The organism is Pedobacter jaeyakensis (assembly GCF_054461315.1).
The window spans coordinates 148,704-165,156 of record NZ_CM136921.1 but is presented as its reverse complement, the minus strand read 5'-3'; the positions used below and the strand labels follow the sequence as shown (position 1 = coordinate 165,156).

Annotated in this window: 15 protein-coding genes; 9 read left to right on the top strand and 6 right to left on the bottom strand. The window is 40.0% G+C overall.

What is annotated here, in order from left to right:
* Positions 1-2 precede the first annotated feature (2 nt).
* On the top strand, positions 3-1,145 hold the full coding sequence (locus tag ACXZ1K_RS00835; RefSeq protein ID WP_458971484.1) for a putative sensor domain DACNV-containing protein: 1,143 nt from the start codon (positions 3-5) through the stop codon (positions 1,143-1,145).
* Here the strand turns inward: ACXZ1K_RS00835 and ACXZ1K_RS00830 are convergent, their stop codons facing one another.
* Positions 1,146-1,304 (bottom strand): hypothetical protein, encoded by a 159-nt coding sequence (locus ACXZ1K_RS00830; RefSeq protein ID WP_458971483.1) that lies wholly within the window; start codon positions 1,302-1,304, stop codon positions 1,146-1,148. It lies immediately after the preceding gene.
* Between the two features lie 357 nt (positions 1,305-1,661).
* On the opposite strand from ACXZ1K_RS00830, the gene ACXZ1K_RS00825 reads away from it, so the two are divergent.
* Entirely contained in the window at positions 1,662-2,027 is a 366-nt protein-coding gene (locus ACXZ1K_RS00825) for a PadR family transcriptional regulator (protein ID WP_458971482.1), read from the top strand.
* Positions 2,027-3,568 carry a PspC domain-containing protein gene (locus ACXZ1K_RS00820; protein ID WP_458971481.1) on the top strand — a complete coding sequence of 514 codons (1,542 nt, stop codon included), beginning with the start codon at positions 2,027-2,029 and terminating at the stop codon, positions 3,566-3,568. The genes ACXZ1K_RS00825 and ACXZ1K_RS00820 overlap by 1 nt, the downstream gene beginning before the upstream one ends.
* A gap of 6 nt (positions 3,569-3,574) precedes the next feature.
* On the opposite strand, the gene ACXZ1K_RS00815 is transcribed toward ACXZ1K_RS00820, so the two are convergent.
* Both ACXZ1K_RS00815 and ACXZ1K_RS00810 read right to left on the bottom strand, forming a co-directional pair.
* A complete protein-coding gene (locus ACXZ1K_RS00815; RefSeq protein WP_458971480.1) occupies positions 3,575-6,304 on the bottom strand; it encodes a carboxypeptidase-like regulatory domain-containing protein in 2,730 nt (909 codons plus the stop codon).
* 132 nt (positions 6,305-6,436) lie between these two features.
* The gene (locus ACXZ1K_RS00810; protein ID WP_458971479.1) at positions 6,437-7,069 is read right to left on the bottom strand and encodes a nitroreductase family protein; all 633 of its coding nucleotides are present in this window, start codon (positions 7,067-7,069) and stop codon (positions 6,437-6,439) included.
* Positions 7,070-7,269: 200 nt separating this feature from the next.
* Between ACXZ1K_RS00810 and ACXZ1K_RS00805 the strand changes: the two genes are divergently transcribed.
* The gene (locus tag ACXZ1K_RS00805) at positions 7,270-7,881 is read left to right on the top strand and encodes a DUF4142 domain-containing protein (RefSeq protein WP_458971478.1); all 612 of its coding nucleotides are present in this window, start codon (positions 7,270-7,272) and stop codon (positions 7,879-7,881) included.
* Here ACXZ1K_RS00805 and ACXZ1K_RS00800 read toward each other — a convergent pair whose 3' ends face one another.
* Positions 7,882-8,142 carry a hypothetical protein gene (locus tag ACXZ1K_RS00800; RefSeq protein WP_458971477.1) on the bottom strand — a complete coding sequence of 87 codons (261 nt, stop codon included), beginning with the start codon at positions 8,140-8,142 and terminating at the stop codon, positions 7,882-7,884.
* Positions 8,143-8,187: 45 nt separating this feature from the next.
* Positions 8,188-8,787, bottom strand: coding sequence for a peptide-methionine (S)-S-oxide reductase MsrA (msrA, locus tag ACXZ1K_RS00795; RefSeq protein WP_458971476.1), 600 nt, complete (start codon positions 8,785-8,787; stop codon positions 8,188-8,190).
* 168 nt (positions 8,788-8,955) lie between these two features.
* On the opposite strand from msrA, the gene ACXZ1K_RS00790 reads away from it, so the two are divergent.
* The gene (locus tag ACXZ1K_RS00790) at positions 8,956-9,921 is read left to right on the top strand and encodes an isopenicillin N synthase family dioxygenase (protein ID WP_458971475.1); all 966 of its coding nucleotides are present in this window, start codon (positions 8,956-8,958) and stop codon (positions 9,919-9,921) included.
* Here ACXZ1K_RS00790 and ACXZ1K_RS00785 read toward each other — a convergent pair whose 3' ends face one another.
* The gene (locus ACXZ1K_RS00785) at positions 9,922-11,721 is read right to left on the bottom strand and encodes a serine hydrolase domain-containing protein (protein ID WP_458971474.1); all 1,800 of its coding nucleotides are present in this window, start codon (positions 11,719-11,721) and stop codon (positions 9,922-9,924) included.
* A 108-nt stretch (positions 11,722-11,829) separates the two neighbouring features.
* On the opposite strand from ACXZ1K_RS00785, the gene mutL reads away from it, so the two are divergent.
* Genes mutL through ACXZ1K_RS00765 form a run of 4 tightly spaced genes read left to right on the top strand, consistent with a single transcriptional unit; the run spans position 11,830 to position 16,444 of the window.
* Entirely contained in the window at positions 11,830-13,695 is a 1,866-nt protein-coding gene (mutL, locus tag ACXZ1K_RS00780) for a DNA mismatch repair endonuclease MutL (protein ID WP_458971473.1), read from the top strand.
* A gap of 1 nt (position 13,696) precedes the next feature.
* Positions 13,697-14,452, top strand: coding sequence for a rhomboid family intramembrane serine protease (locus ACXZ1K_RS00775; protein WP_458971472.1), 756 nt, complete (start codon positions 13,697-13,699; stop codon positions 14,450-14,452).
* Entirely contained in the window at positions 14,445-15,329 is an 885-nt protein-coding gene (locus ACXZ1K_RS00770; RefSeq protein ID WP_458971471.1) for a rhomboid family intramembrane serine protease, read from the top strand. The genes ACXZ1K_RS00775 and ACXZ1K_RS00770 overlap by 8 nt, the downstream gene beginning before the upstream one ends.
* The gene (locus ACXZ1K_RS00765) at positions 15,329-16,444 is read left to right on the top strand and encodes an endonuclease/exonuclease/phosphatase family protein (protein ID WP_458971470.1); all 1,116 of its coding nucleotides are present in this window, start codon (positions 15,329-15,331) and stop codon (positions 16,442-16,444) included. Before ACXZ1K_RS00770 ends, ACXZ1K_RS00765 begins: the two co-directional genes overlap by 1 nt.
* The last annotated feature ends 9 nt before the right edge of the window (positions 16,445-16,453 follow it).

Genomic DNA, 16,453 nt, shown 5'->3' with positions numbered 1-16,453 from the left:
GCATGATCTACCAATCTACCTATCAGGCAGCACGGCTTATCGCGCCAAAAGTTGAATCGATTTTTGCCGCGCATTTGAGTGCTGCAAGGGATAGTGGTGAGGATGATCTTGCCCCATTACCTACAGCAAATGTGGTTGAATCTATTCTTGACGCCACATTTTGGGCCAGCTTACGAAAAGAGGAGGGGCACTCCCCAAAAATATCACTTGCTTTTTTGCCACCTCAACAAGCCGGTAATCCATTGCTTTTTAAAAATAGATTGCCTTTAAATCCTGCAACGCTTACTAAGCTTGCACCTGGAATAGAAAGGGCTGGGATACATCTTGGAATCTGGATAGAAGATGAGGAACTGTATGTTTGGGGTACCACGGTAAGTATTCCCAACTTTTGCTTTGTAGTGGATGTGTCTGAGCCCGCCCTGCTTGTGGTAAAGCATCGTCGTATTTACGGCTTTGGAAAGTTTACAAACATCGCTGTTTTAAAAGGAGATCAGGTAAAGATGGTTGATGGCAATAGTACGAATTTGCCAGATTGTCCGCCGATACTTTTATCACTATTAGATTTAACTGCACCGTCTTACTGGAATGATTCTGTAAATGTCTTAATTCAACTTGCAGTTTCCATGCGGGCTCATGGCAGAGGGGGAACGCTACTTGTAGTGCCTACGGATAATACCAACTGGCTGCAGTCCATTATTAAGCCAATACAATATTATATTCAGCCTTCTTTTAGTGGCTTGTCAAAACTTTTACTGCAGGAACGTAAGGAAGCAAGTCAAATATTTTGGCAGACTGCTTTAAAGCGTGAAGTAGAACACCTTGCGGGACTAACAGCGGTTGATGGGGCAACAATAATCACTAATCGTTATGAGCTGCTGGCATTTGGCGCCAAAATAGGAAGAGCTAAAGGAAAAGATAATATCGATGAACTGTCTTTTTCAGAACCGATAGAGGGGGGGAGCGCTGTAGTTTTACATCCCGCTAAAGTGGGGGGAACCAGACATCTCTCTGCTGCGCAATTTGTACATGATCAACGGGACGCCACAGCTTTAGTGGCTTCGCAAGACGGACATTTTACAATCTACAGTTGGTCTCCGTACCAGGAAAGAGTTCAGGCACATAGGATTGACACTTTATTATTGTAATTAAGAAAAGAATATTGCTCCTGCAATCACAACAAGAAAAAGCACAGCCATAACTATTCTGTCGGCCAATATCCATTGCTTTTTGCTGATTACTTTAGGTTCAACCTCTTCTTTTTGCCTTGCAAAAACGGTTAAGATACTTGGTGACTTAATTAACATAGGGATAGATTTAGTAGTACATTTTTAGTATCGCAAAGCCTAAGCCAGAAATCTTAGCGATTGTTAAAATGTTGATAACTTTTAATTTTATGTTAATTGTCAACACATACCATTCATTTTTTCTTTACGTATGCGTTGATTACGAGTCCATTAGTTAAAGATGTTAGAATACTGTTGTCTTTTTTTTAGCACTCCGCACTTTTACGGGTCTAGTACCGTATTTTCCTCCTTTAAGTTGTATTTCTTTTGTGGGATTTGTTTATTTTGAAATTATACCGCTGATATACAGTATGTTGATCTTTTGTACAGTACTATGTATTGCATATTACTATATGAAACATATATCTTTGTATTATTATGATAGCAGAAAATACACAAACGCAAATGCGAAAGGGCATACTGGAATATTGTGTGCTCCTGATCATATCGAAAGGCGAGATTTACGCTTCAGATATCATCGCCGAATTGAAGTCGGCCAAGTTGCTGGTTGTAGAGGGTACTTTATATCCTTTACTAACCCGCTTAAAAAATAACGGATTGCTGGGTTATAACTGGGTAGAATCAACATCAGGGCCGCCACGCAAATACTATGTACTTACCCCTGAAGGTATTACCATGTTGAGCCAACTGGACAATACCTGGAGTGAATTATCTGAAGCCATCCAAACCGCAAAGAATGTTGCGGATAAAAAACCTACAAACCCAATCAATTTAAAGAAATAATGAAAAAGACACTTAACATAAATATTGGGAACTCCATCGTGCACATTGAGGAGGATGCCTACGAGACTTTAACCGTATACTTAAATGAGGTAAAGTTTCATTTTGCAAAGAATGCAGACAATTTTGAAATTGTAACAGATATAGAAAACCGGATTGCGGAAATGTTTGCAGATATACTTTCAACTAACGAAAAACAGGTGATCTCTATAGAGGATGTTCAATATGTAACCAGCCAGATGGGCTCTGTAAAAGATTTTGAATCTGAGGAAGAACAAGCCGAGACTTTTTCTAGTATGCATAGCGCTCAGATCAAGAAATTATATCGTGACACAGATCAAGCGGTTGTAGCAGGTGTTTGCGCTGGTTTAGCGCACTATCTGGATATTGAAGACAGATGGATTAGGTTAGCGGCCATCCTTACGGTTTTACTAGGCGGTTCCGGTATACTTGCATATATTGTACTTTGGGTAATGATCCCCAAGGCAGAGACCCGCTCTGAGAAAATGGCCATGCGCGGAGAAGAGGCCAATCTTAAAGGATTTGCTAACAGCTATCTTCATCCTTTTGTTAACCAGTCACGCGGCGTATTGGCGGAGGCCTTCGAACTTCTTGGACGATTTATTAATGGTACAGGAAAATTTATCTTTAGAGCCATTGCGATCATCATCATCATCACAGCTTCATTGGGTCTGATCTCGCTGATAATTGCTGTGGTTGCCATCCTGGGCATGTGGGATGCCGATGTAATACATAACTTCCCTCTCAATATTGTTAACGACGAATATTTTAGCCTTGTAGCCCTTGGAGCATTGTTAACTGCGGGAATACCTTTACTAGCGTTGTTGTTGTTTGCGGCTAGGGTTGCGTTTACTAGTCGTCCAATTAACAGGACCTTTTCGTTTGTATTGCTGATTTTCTGGATCACAGGTCTTGGAATCACCATATACCATGTTGCAAAGATTTCTTCTGAATTTAAGGAAACAGCAGAATTCTCACAATCTGCAGATATTAAAGCTTATAGTAGTTATACACTGATGGTAGACCGTACCCGCTTTTTTTCGAAGGAAGATAGTGCGAGGTATAATATAGACCCAGGAAAGTATCTAGGGCGAAAAATACTTACAGATAAGGATGATGATTTTGACATGCCCCGTAATGTAAGTTTAAGTATTTTGAAGAGTGATAATAGCAGGGTTACCATGAGTCAAAATTACAGTTCTCATGGCAAAACTTTTGAAGAAGCACTCAAGAATGCGCAAAATATCCAATACAGGTACTTACAACAAGACTCCCTACTCACATTTAACCCTGTCCTACAGCTTAAGCGTGTTGCGAATTGGAGAAATCAAGAGGTGGAAATGGTGCTTCGGGTTCCTGTTGGGACGGTGATTAAGATCAGTAGAGAGTTTAGCCGATATTTAAACGCCTATGGTTATTGGGATTGCAGCCGTGAGGGAAACAGCGATTTCACAGAATGGCTGATGACCAATGATGGTATCAAGTGCAGGTATGAAGAAACTACCGAAAAGACTGATAACTAATAATACTTACTTTACAGTATAGCGGTAGACAGAACGGGCAACATTGCCTTTTTTGTCTACCCCTTCTACAACAACCCTATAGGTTCCTGTTCCATCCGCGTTATAGAACTCGAAGGCAAGAGGATCTGTAACTGCAGCTGAGGTAGTAACTTTTGGATTCCAGTAAATGGTACTGCGTAAGTCGTTAAAGTTATAGGTGTTTGCGGCATTAACATACTTTGGTGAGTAGAACTCACGTTGTTTGCTATAGCCTTTTGGCCTAAACTTAACCAGATTGGCTTCAGGTAACATCGCTTTCAAATCTTGAATGCTAATTTTTGTTCCTTTAGGTTTTACCTTAGTGTTGATTATCATAAGCCCGTTTGTATTATAAAGCCTGTCAATTGATCCCAAATCATCCTTAGGAAATACCTCAACATTTTCTATATCGTCTGGATTTACACCCATTAGACCGATGTAATCAATTGGGGTTGAGTTCAAAAAGATTTGTACTGGTATTTTTTTTCCTTGTTGATAATCCCGGCTTACATAAAAATTATTGTCAGCATAGGTTAAGCCAACAGCCATACCTTGCAGGCATATTGCGATGTTATTGCAACCTTTGAAACGATCACCCTCAATCATATGACTATTGATACTGCTTAAGCCGACGAAAGCCGTGTAGTCTGCGTGACTTGGTCTCTTTACTTTCGCGCCTTCAATTTTCACCTCTTTAAGCGTTCTTAAATAGTTGTATTGTTTTTTGCTGTTTTCCAGATAGGGAGCTAACGCACTGTCAATATTTTGAACTTCATCTTGCGCTCGCAGGTTTTTTGTAAGTGCAGCACCAGGTTGAGCATCCAGTAGTATCATTAGGCTTGAGCCATTTCCATTGTATTTTGCATTGATGACCACTTCAGAAGAGTCTGGAACATTGATATTGTTAAATACAAATACGCCGGATGGATTGGTCACTGCCTCTGCTCCAAATTTGTTTTCAGCTATTGTCATACGTAATGCTCCGCGTTTCACTGGCATACCGGTTCGGTCTCTTAGCGTACCTGAAATTCTTATGCCTTGTTCGGGAAGAAGCGTTGACGGTGGGAGTTTACCGGCCATAATATCCTTGTAATTGAAACGTCTGAAGCCTTGGGTTAATAATAGTAGATCCAAATCTGCCAATTTCTTTTGATCAGGTTTATTGAAATAATAATTTGGTTTTTCTATGTATCCTTTTAGTTCAGAGGTTAACAACAAAGAACTAAGGATGGTAATTTCTGAATCCTCATCTACAGGAACTTTTTGCTCATCGGTTACCGAAATAGAGAAATTGCCATCAGCAACAGCAGTTCCGTTTTTTGCTGCGAAATTTAGTTTTACTTTTTGTCTGGGCTTATAACTTGGTAAGTCTGATTTTAACGATAAGGCAAGCTCATTGTTCTGACTATTAAATGCAAGCCTTTCACTGATAGGTTCACCCTGTTCAGTAAATAGGGTGATTTGTGTTATTCCGGCTGGGATTTCTGTTTTGGGTATTTTTGCCGTAATTACCTGGCTTTTCAAAGTTGTTTTGGCCGCATAGATGATAATCCCTGTATTGGTTGCAACAAGGATCATTTTTTTATTCTTGTTGGCATTGAAGTAAGTTTCATTTGCAACAATTTTTATGTTGATTGCTGCCGGCTCAGTATTAGTTACTTGTAGTGTTGCTCCCGCGGCCAGTGCCTTAGGTAGCTCATAACTTTTCACTGTTCCGTCTTTGAAAGTTATATTTGCCTTGTAAGATTTTCCGTCTTCTGGATTGAGGTAAAAGGAGCCCATTCCAAGATGCGAAGACTCAAAAGTTACCAGCGTGTTTCCGCCGTTGTCAGTAATTGTACCTTTGAGGTCTACTCCCATGCCTGCACTGTTGATCGCCTTAAAGCCTATTCTTGTTGCAATCCCGTTAATTAAGTCACCACCTTCTGGAAAGAATTGCAGATCGTTACTGCTTTTGGTCGGCTTTAGTTTGAAGGTTGAGATTGCTGTTTCATCTTGGGACAACACAAGTTCGGTGGTCAGTTCTCCATTTACTATCGGCTCGTTTTTACGGGCTTCTATTTTGATTTTTAATACACCATTTGGATCTGTAGTTCCTTTGCCTTTAGTTACGATGTCGAAATTGGATGTTACTTTCCAGTTAACCGTTTTGCCAGCCTGAACAACATTATCTTTATTTTTAAATTGGACTAGTGCCTCGATAGTTTGGCTCTTATCCGTCTGCTGCGTTTTGTAGCTAAATTTTGTGATGAGCTGCTTGTTAACGGTTTCTCCTATGGGAATTGTTTTTGTGAAAAAGAAATCTTCCGCATCGTTCAACATCCAAAACGTATAGGCTTTTATGTAATAGTTACCTTGTTGATATAAGGTAGATAGAAGTGGAATATTGCCTGTAGCAACGCTATTGATAGCAGGAAGTTTGATTGTCTGTACCAGCGAATCGCGCGTATTCAGCACGTCTACGTAAACCACTTTGCTCAATAATGATGGCATGTTCTGTTCCATGGTTAAGTAAGCCTTGAACCAAATGGTATCACCTACGCTATAATACGGTTTGTCGAAATGTACGTATACCTTTTCTGCGGGATGCTCGTCAGATAATCTCTTTGATTTGGCGACAATGTTTTCTAGTGCTATGCTATCCTGCTGCGCCCGGGCTCCAAAGTTTAATGCGGTGGCAAATGCCAGAACAACAAATATGATCTTTAAAAATCTCATCAAATGAATTTATGCTATTAGGGATGCTAATATATTCATTTAAGAATTGAATAGGTCATTGCCTCAGCATCTTTAACATATTTTGACAGTTGGCAATAAAAGAACGGGTGCCCAATAGGCACCCGTTAAATTTTATTTGAACTCTATAACAAAATCCTTTAGTGGTGTACGTACCTTTTTAAGGTTCACCAGCCAATCTCCTGCTTCGTCTCTGTATCCAAGAGGAAGGATGGTAACGCTGCGTAGACCTAGTTCTTTTAATCCTAAAAGTTCGTCAAGTTTCGCTGCTTCAAAGCCCTCCATTGGAGTTGCGTCGACCTCCAAAGTGGCTGCTTCTATGATGGCAGCGCCAAACCCGATGTAAGACTGACGGGCCGCATGGTTAAAGTTAACTTCTGGATCACGGGTAGTATACATGCCAATTACTGTATTCATATAATCAGCAGCATTATCAGCTGGAAGACCACGCTCTGCATTGCTGTGTGCAAATACATTCTTGATTCGTTCTTCTGTGTAATTGTCCCATGCAGCAAATACCAACAGGTGAGAGCAGTCTGTTACCTGTGATTGGTTGAATGCTATAGGCTTAATTTTTTCTTTTAGTTCCTGATTGCTGATTACGATTATTTTAAAAGGCTGCAAACCCGAAGATGTGGGTGCAAGTTGCGCTGCCGCAACTATTTGATCAACCTTTTCTTGCGGCACTTGCTTACCGTTCATTTTTTTGGTGGCATATCGCCATTTTAGGGCACTTTGTATACTCATGATTTATCTAATTATGTATCACTGTAAAATAAAAATAACAGTGTTAGCAAATGTAGGCACGTTTAACTGAGAGTGATGTCATCTGTGAATGCTTTTGACTTTAAAATGATAAGTTTCTATGGATTGAGGAAGGTTTGTTTGATACACAAAACTAATTGCCGATTTATTGGTTATCGTATTAAAGATTAAACATAGCTATTATGAAAACTATTAGATCATTCTATCTTTCTGCAATGTTGCTTAGCGTTTTGGCATCATGCCAAAATACCGATAAAACAGGTGCCGATCTTGCAGATTCTTCAAGTCTTGGTAAGCGTGCAGATTCTGCTGCAAAATCAGATTCACTTCCATCTGTCAAAGACGAAACAAACCAAAGTAAAGTAGATGAAGACGGAGCTGCATTTATGAAGTCGGCAGCATTAGGTTCTACAATGGAGATCGATCTGGGTAAGGTAGCGTTAATGAATTCAGAAAATGCAAAGGTTAAAGAGTTTGCGGCAAAGATGGTGGCGGATCATACGTTGGCAAAAAGTGATTTAATTAAGATTGCTCAAAAGTCTGGAATAGTTCTTCCAACCGCATATCCTGCAGATGTAAAATCGCATATGGATGAAATGAGCAAATTGAAAGGAGCTGCTTTTGATAAACACTACATTGATATGATGGTTCAAGATCACGGTAAAACCATCAGACTCTTTAAAAATGCCGCAATGCTGAGAGATGATGTTCTTAAAGACTATGCCGCAAATCATTTGCCGGTGATACAAACACATGACGCCTTGGCTAAGGAACTTGCGGCCATGCTGAAATAATTATTCCTCCTCTTCGAGATAGATCTCGTGCACAAGGAACTTAACTTTCTCTAAAGGTTCCAGCAGTTCTTCAATGTCCTCGGAGTCGATGTGGTATATAGTCTCGCCCGAGTCTGGTATTTCTGAATTGGGGATCAGTTCAAAGAATTTAACCAAGTGGTTAGACTCCAGCTCCGTTAGCTTGATGTAATTGACGCCGTTCAGCTTCCAGTCGCTGAGGATTTTAGGAGTAAACAATACATAAGGGTTTTCATTTTTCATCAGCGTAAAGTTAATGTATTTGAAAACCCTTATTTATCAATATGCTTAGTTTTTCAATTTATCTTTAAAAATCTTTTCCAGCTTTTCCATTTTTGGAAGAATTACTGCCCGACAGTATGGCTGGCTTCCATTTCTGTTAAAGTAATCCTGATGATAGTTTTCTGCTACATAAAACGGAACTGCCTTTTCTATCGCTGTAACAATCGGTTTGCCGAACGCATTAGATGCATTTAATTCTTTTTTGTATTTTTCTGCTATTGCCTTTTGTTCATCATTATGGTAGAAAATCACAGAACGGTACTGCGTACCAACATCTGCACCCTGGCGATTTAAAGTGGTAGGATCATGGGTCTTCCAAAAGACTTCTAATAATTCATCATATTTTATTTTAGCTGGATCGTATGTCAACTCAATCACCTCTGCATGTCCGGTAGTACCTGTGCAAACATCTTCATAAGATGGATTAACTACATCACCCCCTTCATAGCCAGACCGCACACTTACTACTCCTTTTAAACGTTGAAACACTGCTTCTGAACACCAGAAACAGCCATTGCCAAAAGTGGCCTTTTGCAATTTGGGAGTTTGAGCATTCGCCGAACTGAAAGATAAGAATATCAGGAAGGCACTTAATATATTTTTCATAGTTGTATCTCTTATTTAGTAAAATTACGTAAGGCTCAGGGATATAGTTTCGGCAAACGTTATTACACGGCTAAGTTTACACTTTGCTGATAATGGTTTTTGTAGAGCTGGTTGATCATATTTAACAATAGTTTCTTAATTTAGTGGTTCATATTAAAACTATTCAGCATGTCAGCACCCTATATTCCAAGTTTAGATTTGAGCTCTTATATTGACGGAAATGATGCACAACGTAAAAAGTTCTCGGATGAACTTGGTCGTGCATTTAATGATTCTGGCTTTGTAACCATTACAAATCATGGCGTTAGTCAGGAATTAATCGACAAGCTTTACCAGAATATTCAAGCGGCTTTTAGTTTGCCTCTTGAACAAAAGCAGCAATATGAAAAGGCAGAACTTGCTGGGCAGAGAGGTTATACCAGTCCTGGTAAAGAAACGGCTAAAGGAGCAAAGACGGCTGACTTAAAGGAATTTTGGCAAATTGGTCAGGAGGTTATGGATAATGACCCTATAAAACAGCAGTATCCAGACAATGAGTTTCTTGCCGAAATTCCTGAATTCAACGAAGTGACGAGGGAAATCTATCAACGGTTAGAAAGTAATGGTAAGCACCTTCTACGTGCAATTGCAACTTATCTTGAACTACCTGTAGATTATTTTGACAAGCATGTTCATAATGGTAATTCTATTTTAAGAGGCATACATTATTTTCCTATTTCAGATCCTGATTCTTTACCCGATGACGCAGTTCGCGCCGGTGCTCATGAAGATATTAATCTAATTACACTACTCATAGGCGCCAGTGCTGATGGACTTGAAGTACTGACCCGTGGCAATGAGTGGCTACCGATTAAAGCCGGGCACACGGATATAGTTGTAAACGTTGGCGATATGTTACAAAGGTTAACCAACAACAAATTACGCTCTACAACGCATAGGGTAGTCAATCCGCCACGCGAGTTGATGAAGACTTCACGTTTTTCGGTCCCATTCTTTTTGCATCCCCGCTCAGATATGGACTTAACAAGTTTAACTTCTTGTATAGATGACGAGCATCCTAAGCTTTATAGTGATATGACCGCAGGTGAATATCTTGACGAGCGGTTGAGAGAAATAGGTCTTAAGAAAATGTAATTATTTAGTAGACTGATCAATGGCTTTGTTGATCACATCCTGAATCCGGCCTCGAATTTTCATTGTGCTAAGTTTATCTGTCACTCTGGGATTTACTCGGTTAGATAAAAATACATAAACCAATCCCCTTGACGGATCTACCCAAACACAAGTTCCGGTGTAGCCGGTGTGTCCGTATGTTTGATTGGAAGCTAGGTCTGACGGATAATGTTTGCTAAGATCAGGATCCCATCTGTCGAAACCCAATCCTCGTCTGCTTACCGTGGATTGCCTTCGCGTAAACATATCTACCGTTTGCGATTTAAAGTATTCAGTTCCTCCATAGGTGCCCTTGTTTAAGAGCATTTGGTAAATAATGGCCAGATCGTTCGCACTCGCAAATAAACCGGCGTGACCTGAAACACCGCCGACAAGTGCAGCGCCCTGATCATGTACATATCCTTCCAAAAGTGTTTTCCTAAAGTAGGTATCTTGTTCTGTGGGTACGATCTGATCCTTAGTGAATCTATTTCTAGGCAAATATCCAGCGGTCTGCATGCCCAGCGGGAGATAGAAGTTTTCTGCTACATATTGATTCAATGGAAGTCCACTAATGCGCTCAACAATGTCTTTCATCACATACATGCTAATATCGCTGTAGACATATGTTCCACGGGTTCTGATTGGTGCGCTCAACATCTTTGGCCACATCACGTCCTTAAAGTAATTTTTTCTTATAAAATAGTTGTCGGCCACCTTGGTAGGGAATGCGGCACTGGAATCCCGACTATAATCTGCTGTAGTAACGTAATCCTGGAAGGGGATGTATGGGATGAACCCCGCCTGATGCAACATGACTTCCCGAACTTTGATAGGGTTCATAGGCAGCGTTCTGGCTTTAGGGATATAGGCGCCGATATTGGTATCCAGATTGAGTTTGCCTTCTTCAAAAAGGCGCATTACAGTTGGTGTAGTTGCGGTTGTTTTTGTTAGCGAAGCAAGGTCAAAAATGTCAGTTACTTTTTCATTTAATCCATTTACATAGGTATGATTTCCGTAAGCTCTATTGAAGATGACTTTCCCATCCTTAGCCACGAGTACTACAGCGCCTGGGGTAGCTTGCGCTTTAATGGCTTCTATAGCAATAGCGTCGATTCCGGAGAGGTCATCTTCATTAACGCCGGCATCTTCTGGAAGAGTATATTTTAGCCTTATTGGGGTTGTACTAAAGCCTGAGCCTGCAATATATTTTGGTGAAAAGCTGGAGGCTAATTTTTTCTCAGTGCCCACACCTCCGAATATAACCTGAGGAAGAATTTCTGCAGCTAAGGTGTTGTTCTGGTCGGTCCAAATAAGAGGGGCCTGAACTGCATCAAAAGCACCAAGACCCCTACCGTTGCCAAACAAAGCAATGATAACTTGTTTACTTTTTGACAGGCTCACAATAAAATTCATATTCCTAGCGTCATTGCTTGCGCTGGTAGGTAAAGAAATAATGACGGTATTGTAGTACTTAAGATCATCCTCTAAATCATTCAATGTGGTTGAATTCTGATAATTTATTGAGCTAAAAGCAGTGATTTTAGCGTATTTGTTCAACAAGCTATCGAAATTAGATTGAAATGGGAAACCTAAATTTACCGAAGCAATGTTCAGTTTTTCCAGATTTAGCAGTGGGACTATTGCTTTATGATTATTTAATAGTACGGTGTTTTCAGTAATGGTATTGAGCGCAGATAATGTTTCTGTATTTTGCTTATGATGTTGTGCACAGGCACTAAGAGAGCATATTACAAGTAAAAAAACAACGATTTTGTTCATGCCCTAAAGGTATAAAAAGCGTGCCAATTAATACTTAATTATGGCAAAAAGATGGCTTGCTATGCACCTTATTTTACCTAAATTAGCAGCTTTTATCAAGAATAATACATGTCAGATATCATACGTCTTTTGCCAGATAGTGTTGCCAATCAAATAGCAGCAGGAGAGGTGGTGCAGCGTCCGGCATCTGCCGTTAAAGAGCTCCTGGAAAATGCAATTGATGCGGGCGCAAATAAGATACAATTGATTATAAAGGACGCTGGTAAAGCCTTGATCCAAGTGATCGATAATGGGTGTGGAATGAGTGTAACGGATGCGCGAATGTGTTTTGAACGGCATGCCACATCTAAAGTTCGCCAGGCAGAGGATCTATTCGCGATTAGAACAATGGGCTTCCGGGGGGAGGCTATGGCCTCAATTGCTGCGATAGCCCAGGTGGAAATGAAAACCCGCCGACATGAAGATGAGCTTGGTACTTTAGTCGAGATAGAAGGATCTGTATATATCAAACAGGAACCTGTTGCCACGCCACAAGGTACCAGTATTTGCATTAAAAACTTGTTTTACAACACGCCGGCACGCCGTAATTTTTTGAAGAGCAATCCTGCCGAAATGCGTCATATTATAGATGAGTTTCAAAGAGTGGCAATGGCCCACCCGGCAGTAGCATTTAGCCTTCATCACGATGGGGCGGAAATCTATCGGCTTCCCTCTTCTGCATTGAAGCAAAGGATTGTACATCTCTTTGGTAACAATTATAATGAGCGATTAATCCCTGTGGAGGAGGAAACCTCTATCATTAACCTTAAGGGGTTTATTGGTAAGCCTGAGTTTGCAAAGCGGACTCGTGGCGAGCAATTTTTTTTTGTTAATAATCGTTTCATAAAAGATCCCTACTTAAACCACGCTGTAAATCGTGCTTACGAAGAGCTATTATCTGATGATAATTTTCCGCTCTATGTACTATTTATTGATATTGATCCTGCAAAAATAGATGTCAACGTACATCCAACAAAAACAGAGATTAAATATCTGGACGAAAAATCCATCTATGCTATTCTACATGCGGCAGTAAAAAGGTCGTTGGGGAGGTTTAATATCAGTCCGACAATAGATTTCGATCAGGAGACCGGCTTTAGTGCAATGATTACCCATAAAGCACCTGAAGAAATAGTGCCGCCAGCAATTAATTTCAATCCGGATTTTAATCCTTTTTCGGTTGAATCTGGCGGAACTCAAAATAACGCTTACGCAAGCTTTACTAAAAGCTATAGTGGGGGTGGGAGTTTGTCTCCAAGCGCTAAAAACTGGGGCTCTTTGTATGAAATCGCGAAGGAGGAGTCGGCTGAGCAGCATCGATTGGGCTTTGATGACGAAGAAAACACCAGTATTCCGGTTAGCGCGCCTAAACAGTTGATGCAGTTGCACAACCGGTACATCATCTCACAGATAAAATCTGGATTGATGCTGATTGATCAACAGGCTGCTCATGAGCGTATTTTATACGAGCGATTTATTCTGCATTTGGAAGATAGGAAAGGTGCCTCACAGCAAAGTTTGTTTCCGCAAACAGTAACACTTAGTCCTAATGACTATGAACTGGCAAAAAGCTTGCTGGATGATATAAAAAGTTTAGGCTTTGAAGTAAGAGAGTTTGGTAAAAATACGTTAGTAATAGAGGGGATACCAGTTGATCTTGGAAGTACGAACATTAATGAAACTCAACTTTTTGAGCACCTCATTGAAGGGTTTAAAAATTCACAGCAAGATCTCAAACTAGATAAAAGGGATGCGCTTGCCAGAAGTATGGCTAGAAACAGCGCGATTAAAGGCGGCACGGTGCTTGGACAAACAGAAATGAATACTTTGATTGAGCAGCTTTTTGCCTGTAAAACACCTAACTTTAGCATTGCTGGACGGCCTGTAATTCAAACAATTGGTCTGGCTGAACTGGATAAAAAATTTGATAAATAAGATGATCAATAATATAAATATACCGCCTGTAGTCAAAAATCTTTTGATAATCAATGTGCTTTTCTTCCTTGCAAAACTCTTTTTTGAAAATGCAGGCACATTGAATTTAGACCTGTTGTTCGGTGCTTTTTATTTCGACTCTTCGTTTTTCAGGGTTTGGCAACTCCTTACCTATATGTTTATGCATGTAAACTTTATGCATTTGCTTTCTAACATGTTTGCGTTATTCATGTTTGGTGGCATGCTTGAAAACAGATGGGGGGCAAAGCGGTTCATTAATTTTTATTTAATTACCGCACTAGGTGCAGTTGCTTTACAAATGGGTGTTCAGGCTTATGAGGTATACCGCATTACCGGAAGTGCTATCAACAATCCGATTTATGACCTCGCCTATCGTGGTGGGTTTATTCAAGCTGATATAAAAGTGCCACATCTTACTCAAGAACAATTCAATACTTTGCTTGGAATATATGGATCGCCAATGATGGGCGCTTCCGGTGCCGTATTTGGAGTTTTGGTAGCTTTTGGGATGCTTTACCCAAATGTGGAACTAATGATGATTTTTTTTCCAATTCCCATTAAAGCAAAATATTTTGTAACAGGCTATATTGTGTTGGAGCTTTTTTCAGGGGTTGCTAAAGTACCTGGTGATTCTGTTGCCCATTACGCACATCTTGGAGGAGCGTTGTTGGGTTTAATACTCGTGAAGCTCTGGAAAGATAAAGACAACAACAGATTCTACCAATATTATGAATAATCAAATCCTTAAGGACCTAAAAATAAAGGTATACCAATCCGGAGATCCTTCCTTTCTGTACATGGGGATCAACACGCTCGTTTTTCTGGTTATCGCTATCGTCAATATTCCTTTTTTCCTTTCTGGAAATGGTGGGTTGGTTTATGATGATATGATAAGGGAGTACTTTGCGTTTCCCGCCGCCATTGTCAATACACCATTGCATGTTTACACCATCATTACCTACCAATTCTTCCATGAAGGCTTTCTGCATCTGCTTTTCAATATGTTGTGGTTGTATTGGATGGGTAGGATTTTCCTGGATTTTTTAAAGCCGAGGCAATTCCATTTCGTGTATCTTGGAGGAGGGATATTGGGTGCCATTCTATTTGCATTGGCCTTTAACGTTTTCCCGGTGTTTAGGAATATTTCCAATGCCAGCATAATTGGATCATCTGCAGCAGTAATGTCAATCATTGTTGCTGCCGCTACCCTAGTTCCTAACTATAGCATCAGGCTTTTTCTTGTTATTGAGTTAAAACTTAAATACCTGGCCATAGCATATGTATTGCTTGACCTAATTGGAACAACTTCAGGAAACGCTGGTGGCAGCTTTTCTCATATTGGAGGAGCCATATTTGGATTTGTTTATATAAAATTCCTGCAGAATGGCACAGATTGGAGTGCTATATTCAAGAAAAAGCCTAAGCTAAGGGTAGTCAAGAATGAAACACACAGACCCAACCCTTACTCGTCCGTAAAGACAGCGGAACGAAAAAGTGATGGATATGTTGATCAACGTGAAATTGATGCAATTTTGGATAAGATTTCCAAAACTGGATATGATAAATTGAGCAAATTAGAAAAAGAGACTTTATTTAAGGCCAGCAAACATTAATGAAGAAAAAGACAAGCCCAACATTTGCCGATCAGCTGGTGCGCGTAATTGCCATCATTCTTGCTATTGCACTTTTGCTGGGTTGCTTTGCAGGTAAATTTGACCCGCGTGAGCACAAATACATTCCCTTCTTCGGACTAGCTTATCCATATGTGTTGTGTCTTAATATTTTTATGGTCATTTGGTGGTTATTTAGAAAGCGCTGGAATTTTGCAATCGGTACCATCGTACTGATTCTTGTTGGTTGGCAAACTTTACATGCCTCGTTTGGTTTCGGTGGTAATGAAGGTGATGGACCAAAGAATAATAAAAATGCGATTAGGATGATGACCTATAATGTTCACAGCTTCAAACCATATGGGGAGGAAATTATAGAAACAGTAAAGGAGCAAATGCTCAGCTTGATCAAAACTGAGGATCCCGATATTATTTGCTTTCAGGAATACTTCACTCGCTTTAAAGGACCCTACGATATTACTGATAGTCTGAAAAGGATATTGAGGAAGCCCTATTACTACTTCGTCCCGGTATCTGAAAATGATTACGAAGCCAATGGCCTGGCAATTTTTTCACGTTATCCAATTGTAAATAAAGGCAAGATTACTTTTAAAGACAATTACAATGGTAATTCAAGTATTTTTGCTGATGTTAAGTTAGACAATAAGCTCATTCGGATTTACAATGTTCATCTACAGTCCATCGCTTTTGATAAGCAGGATTATAATTATCTTGATAAAATTACTAAAAAGATGGAGGCTGACATTACGCCTTCCCGCCGTATACTTGGTATGCTAAAAACTGCCTTTAGAAAGAGAAGTGACCAGGTTGACATTATGAAAGATCATATGCAAGCGTGCAAATTGCCGTTTATCATCGCTGGCGATTTCAATGATACTCCCGCCTCTTATGCGGTTACGCAACTTACCTCTTCATTAAATAATACTTTTATTAAACAGGGTTCGGGTTTCGGACGAACTTACAATGGTAAGTTTCCAAACTTCCAGATTGATTACATCTCCACCACAAAAGATTTTGACGTACTTAATTACCGCATTATAGAGGCAAAATTGTCAGATCATTTTCCTGTTCGCAGTGACCTGATATTAAAGCCTTAAAATTTTTAC

Bases quoted from the DNA above. Each gene is read 5' to 3' on its own strand.
- ACXZ1K_RS00830 (WP_458971483.1), bottom strand. From the start codon at position 1,304: ATGTTAATTAAGTCACCAAGTATCTTAACCGTTTTTGCAAGGCAAAAA.
- ACXZ1K_RS00785 (WP_458971474.1), bottom strand. From the start codon at position 11,721: ATGAACAAAATCGTTGTTTTTTTACTTGTAATATGCTCTCTTAGTGCC.
- ACXZ1K_RS00825 (WP_458971482.1), top strand. From the start codon at position 1,662: ATGATAGCAGAAAATACACAAACGCAAATGCGAAAGGGCATACTGGAA.
- ACXZ1K_RS00800 (WP_458971477.1), bottom strand. From the start codon at position 8,142: ATGAAAAATGAAAACCCTTATGTATTGTTTACTCCTAAAATCCTCAGC.
- ACXZ1K_RS00810 (WP_458971479.1), bottom strand. From the start codon at position 7,069: ATGAGTATACAAAGTGCCCTAAAATGGCGATATGCCACCAAAAAAATG.
- ACXZ1K_RS00770 (WP_458971471.1), top strand. From the start codon at position 14,445: ATGAATAATCAAATCCTTAAGGACCTAAAAATAAAGGTATACCAATCC.
- ACXZ1K_RS00775 (WP_458971472.1), top strand. From the start codon at position 13,697: ATGATCAATAATATAAATATACCGCCTGTAGTCAAAAATCTTTTGATA.
- ACXZ1K_RS00835 (WP_458971484.1), top strand. From the start codon at position 3: ATGATCTACCAATCTACCTATCAGGCAGCACGGCTTATCGCGCCAAAA.
- mutL (WP_458971473.1), top strand. From the start codon at position 11,830: ATGTCAGATATCATACGTCTTTTGCCAGATAGTGTTGCCAATCAAATA.
- ACXZ1K_RS00765 (WP_458971470.1), top strand. From the start codon at position 15,329: ATGAAGAAAAAGACAAGCCCAACATTTGCCGATCAGCTGGTGCGCGTA.
- ACXZ1K_RS00815 (WP_458971480.1), bottom strand. From the start codon at position 6,304: ATGAGATTTTTAAAGATCATATTTGTTGTTCTGGCATTTGCCACCGCA.
- ACXZ1K_RS00805 (WP_458971478.1), top strand. From the start codon at position 7,270: ATGAAAACTATTAGATCATTCTATCTTTCTGCAATGTTGCTTAGCGTT.
- msrA (WP_458971476.1), bottom strand. From the start codon at position 8,787: ATGAAAAATATATTAAGTGCCTTCCTGATATTCTTATCTTTCAGTTCG.
- ACXZ1K_RS00820 (WP_458971481.1), top strand. From the start codon at position 2,027: ATGAAAAAGACACTTAACATAAATATTGGGAACTCCATCGTGCACATT.
- ACXZ1K_RS00790 (WP_458971475.1), top strand. From the start codon at position 8,956: ATGTCAGCACCCTATATTCCAAGTTTAGATTTGAGCTCTTATATTGAC.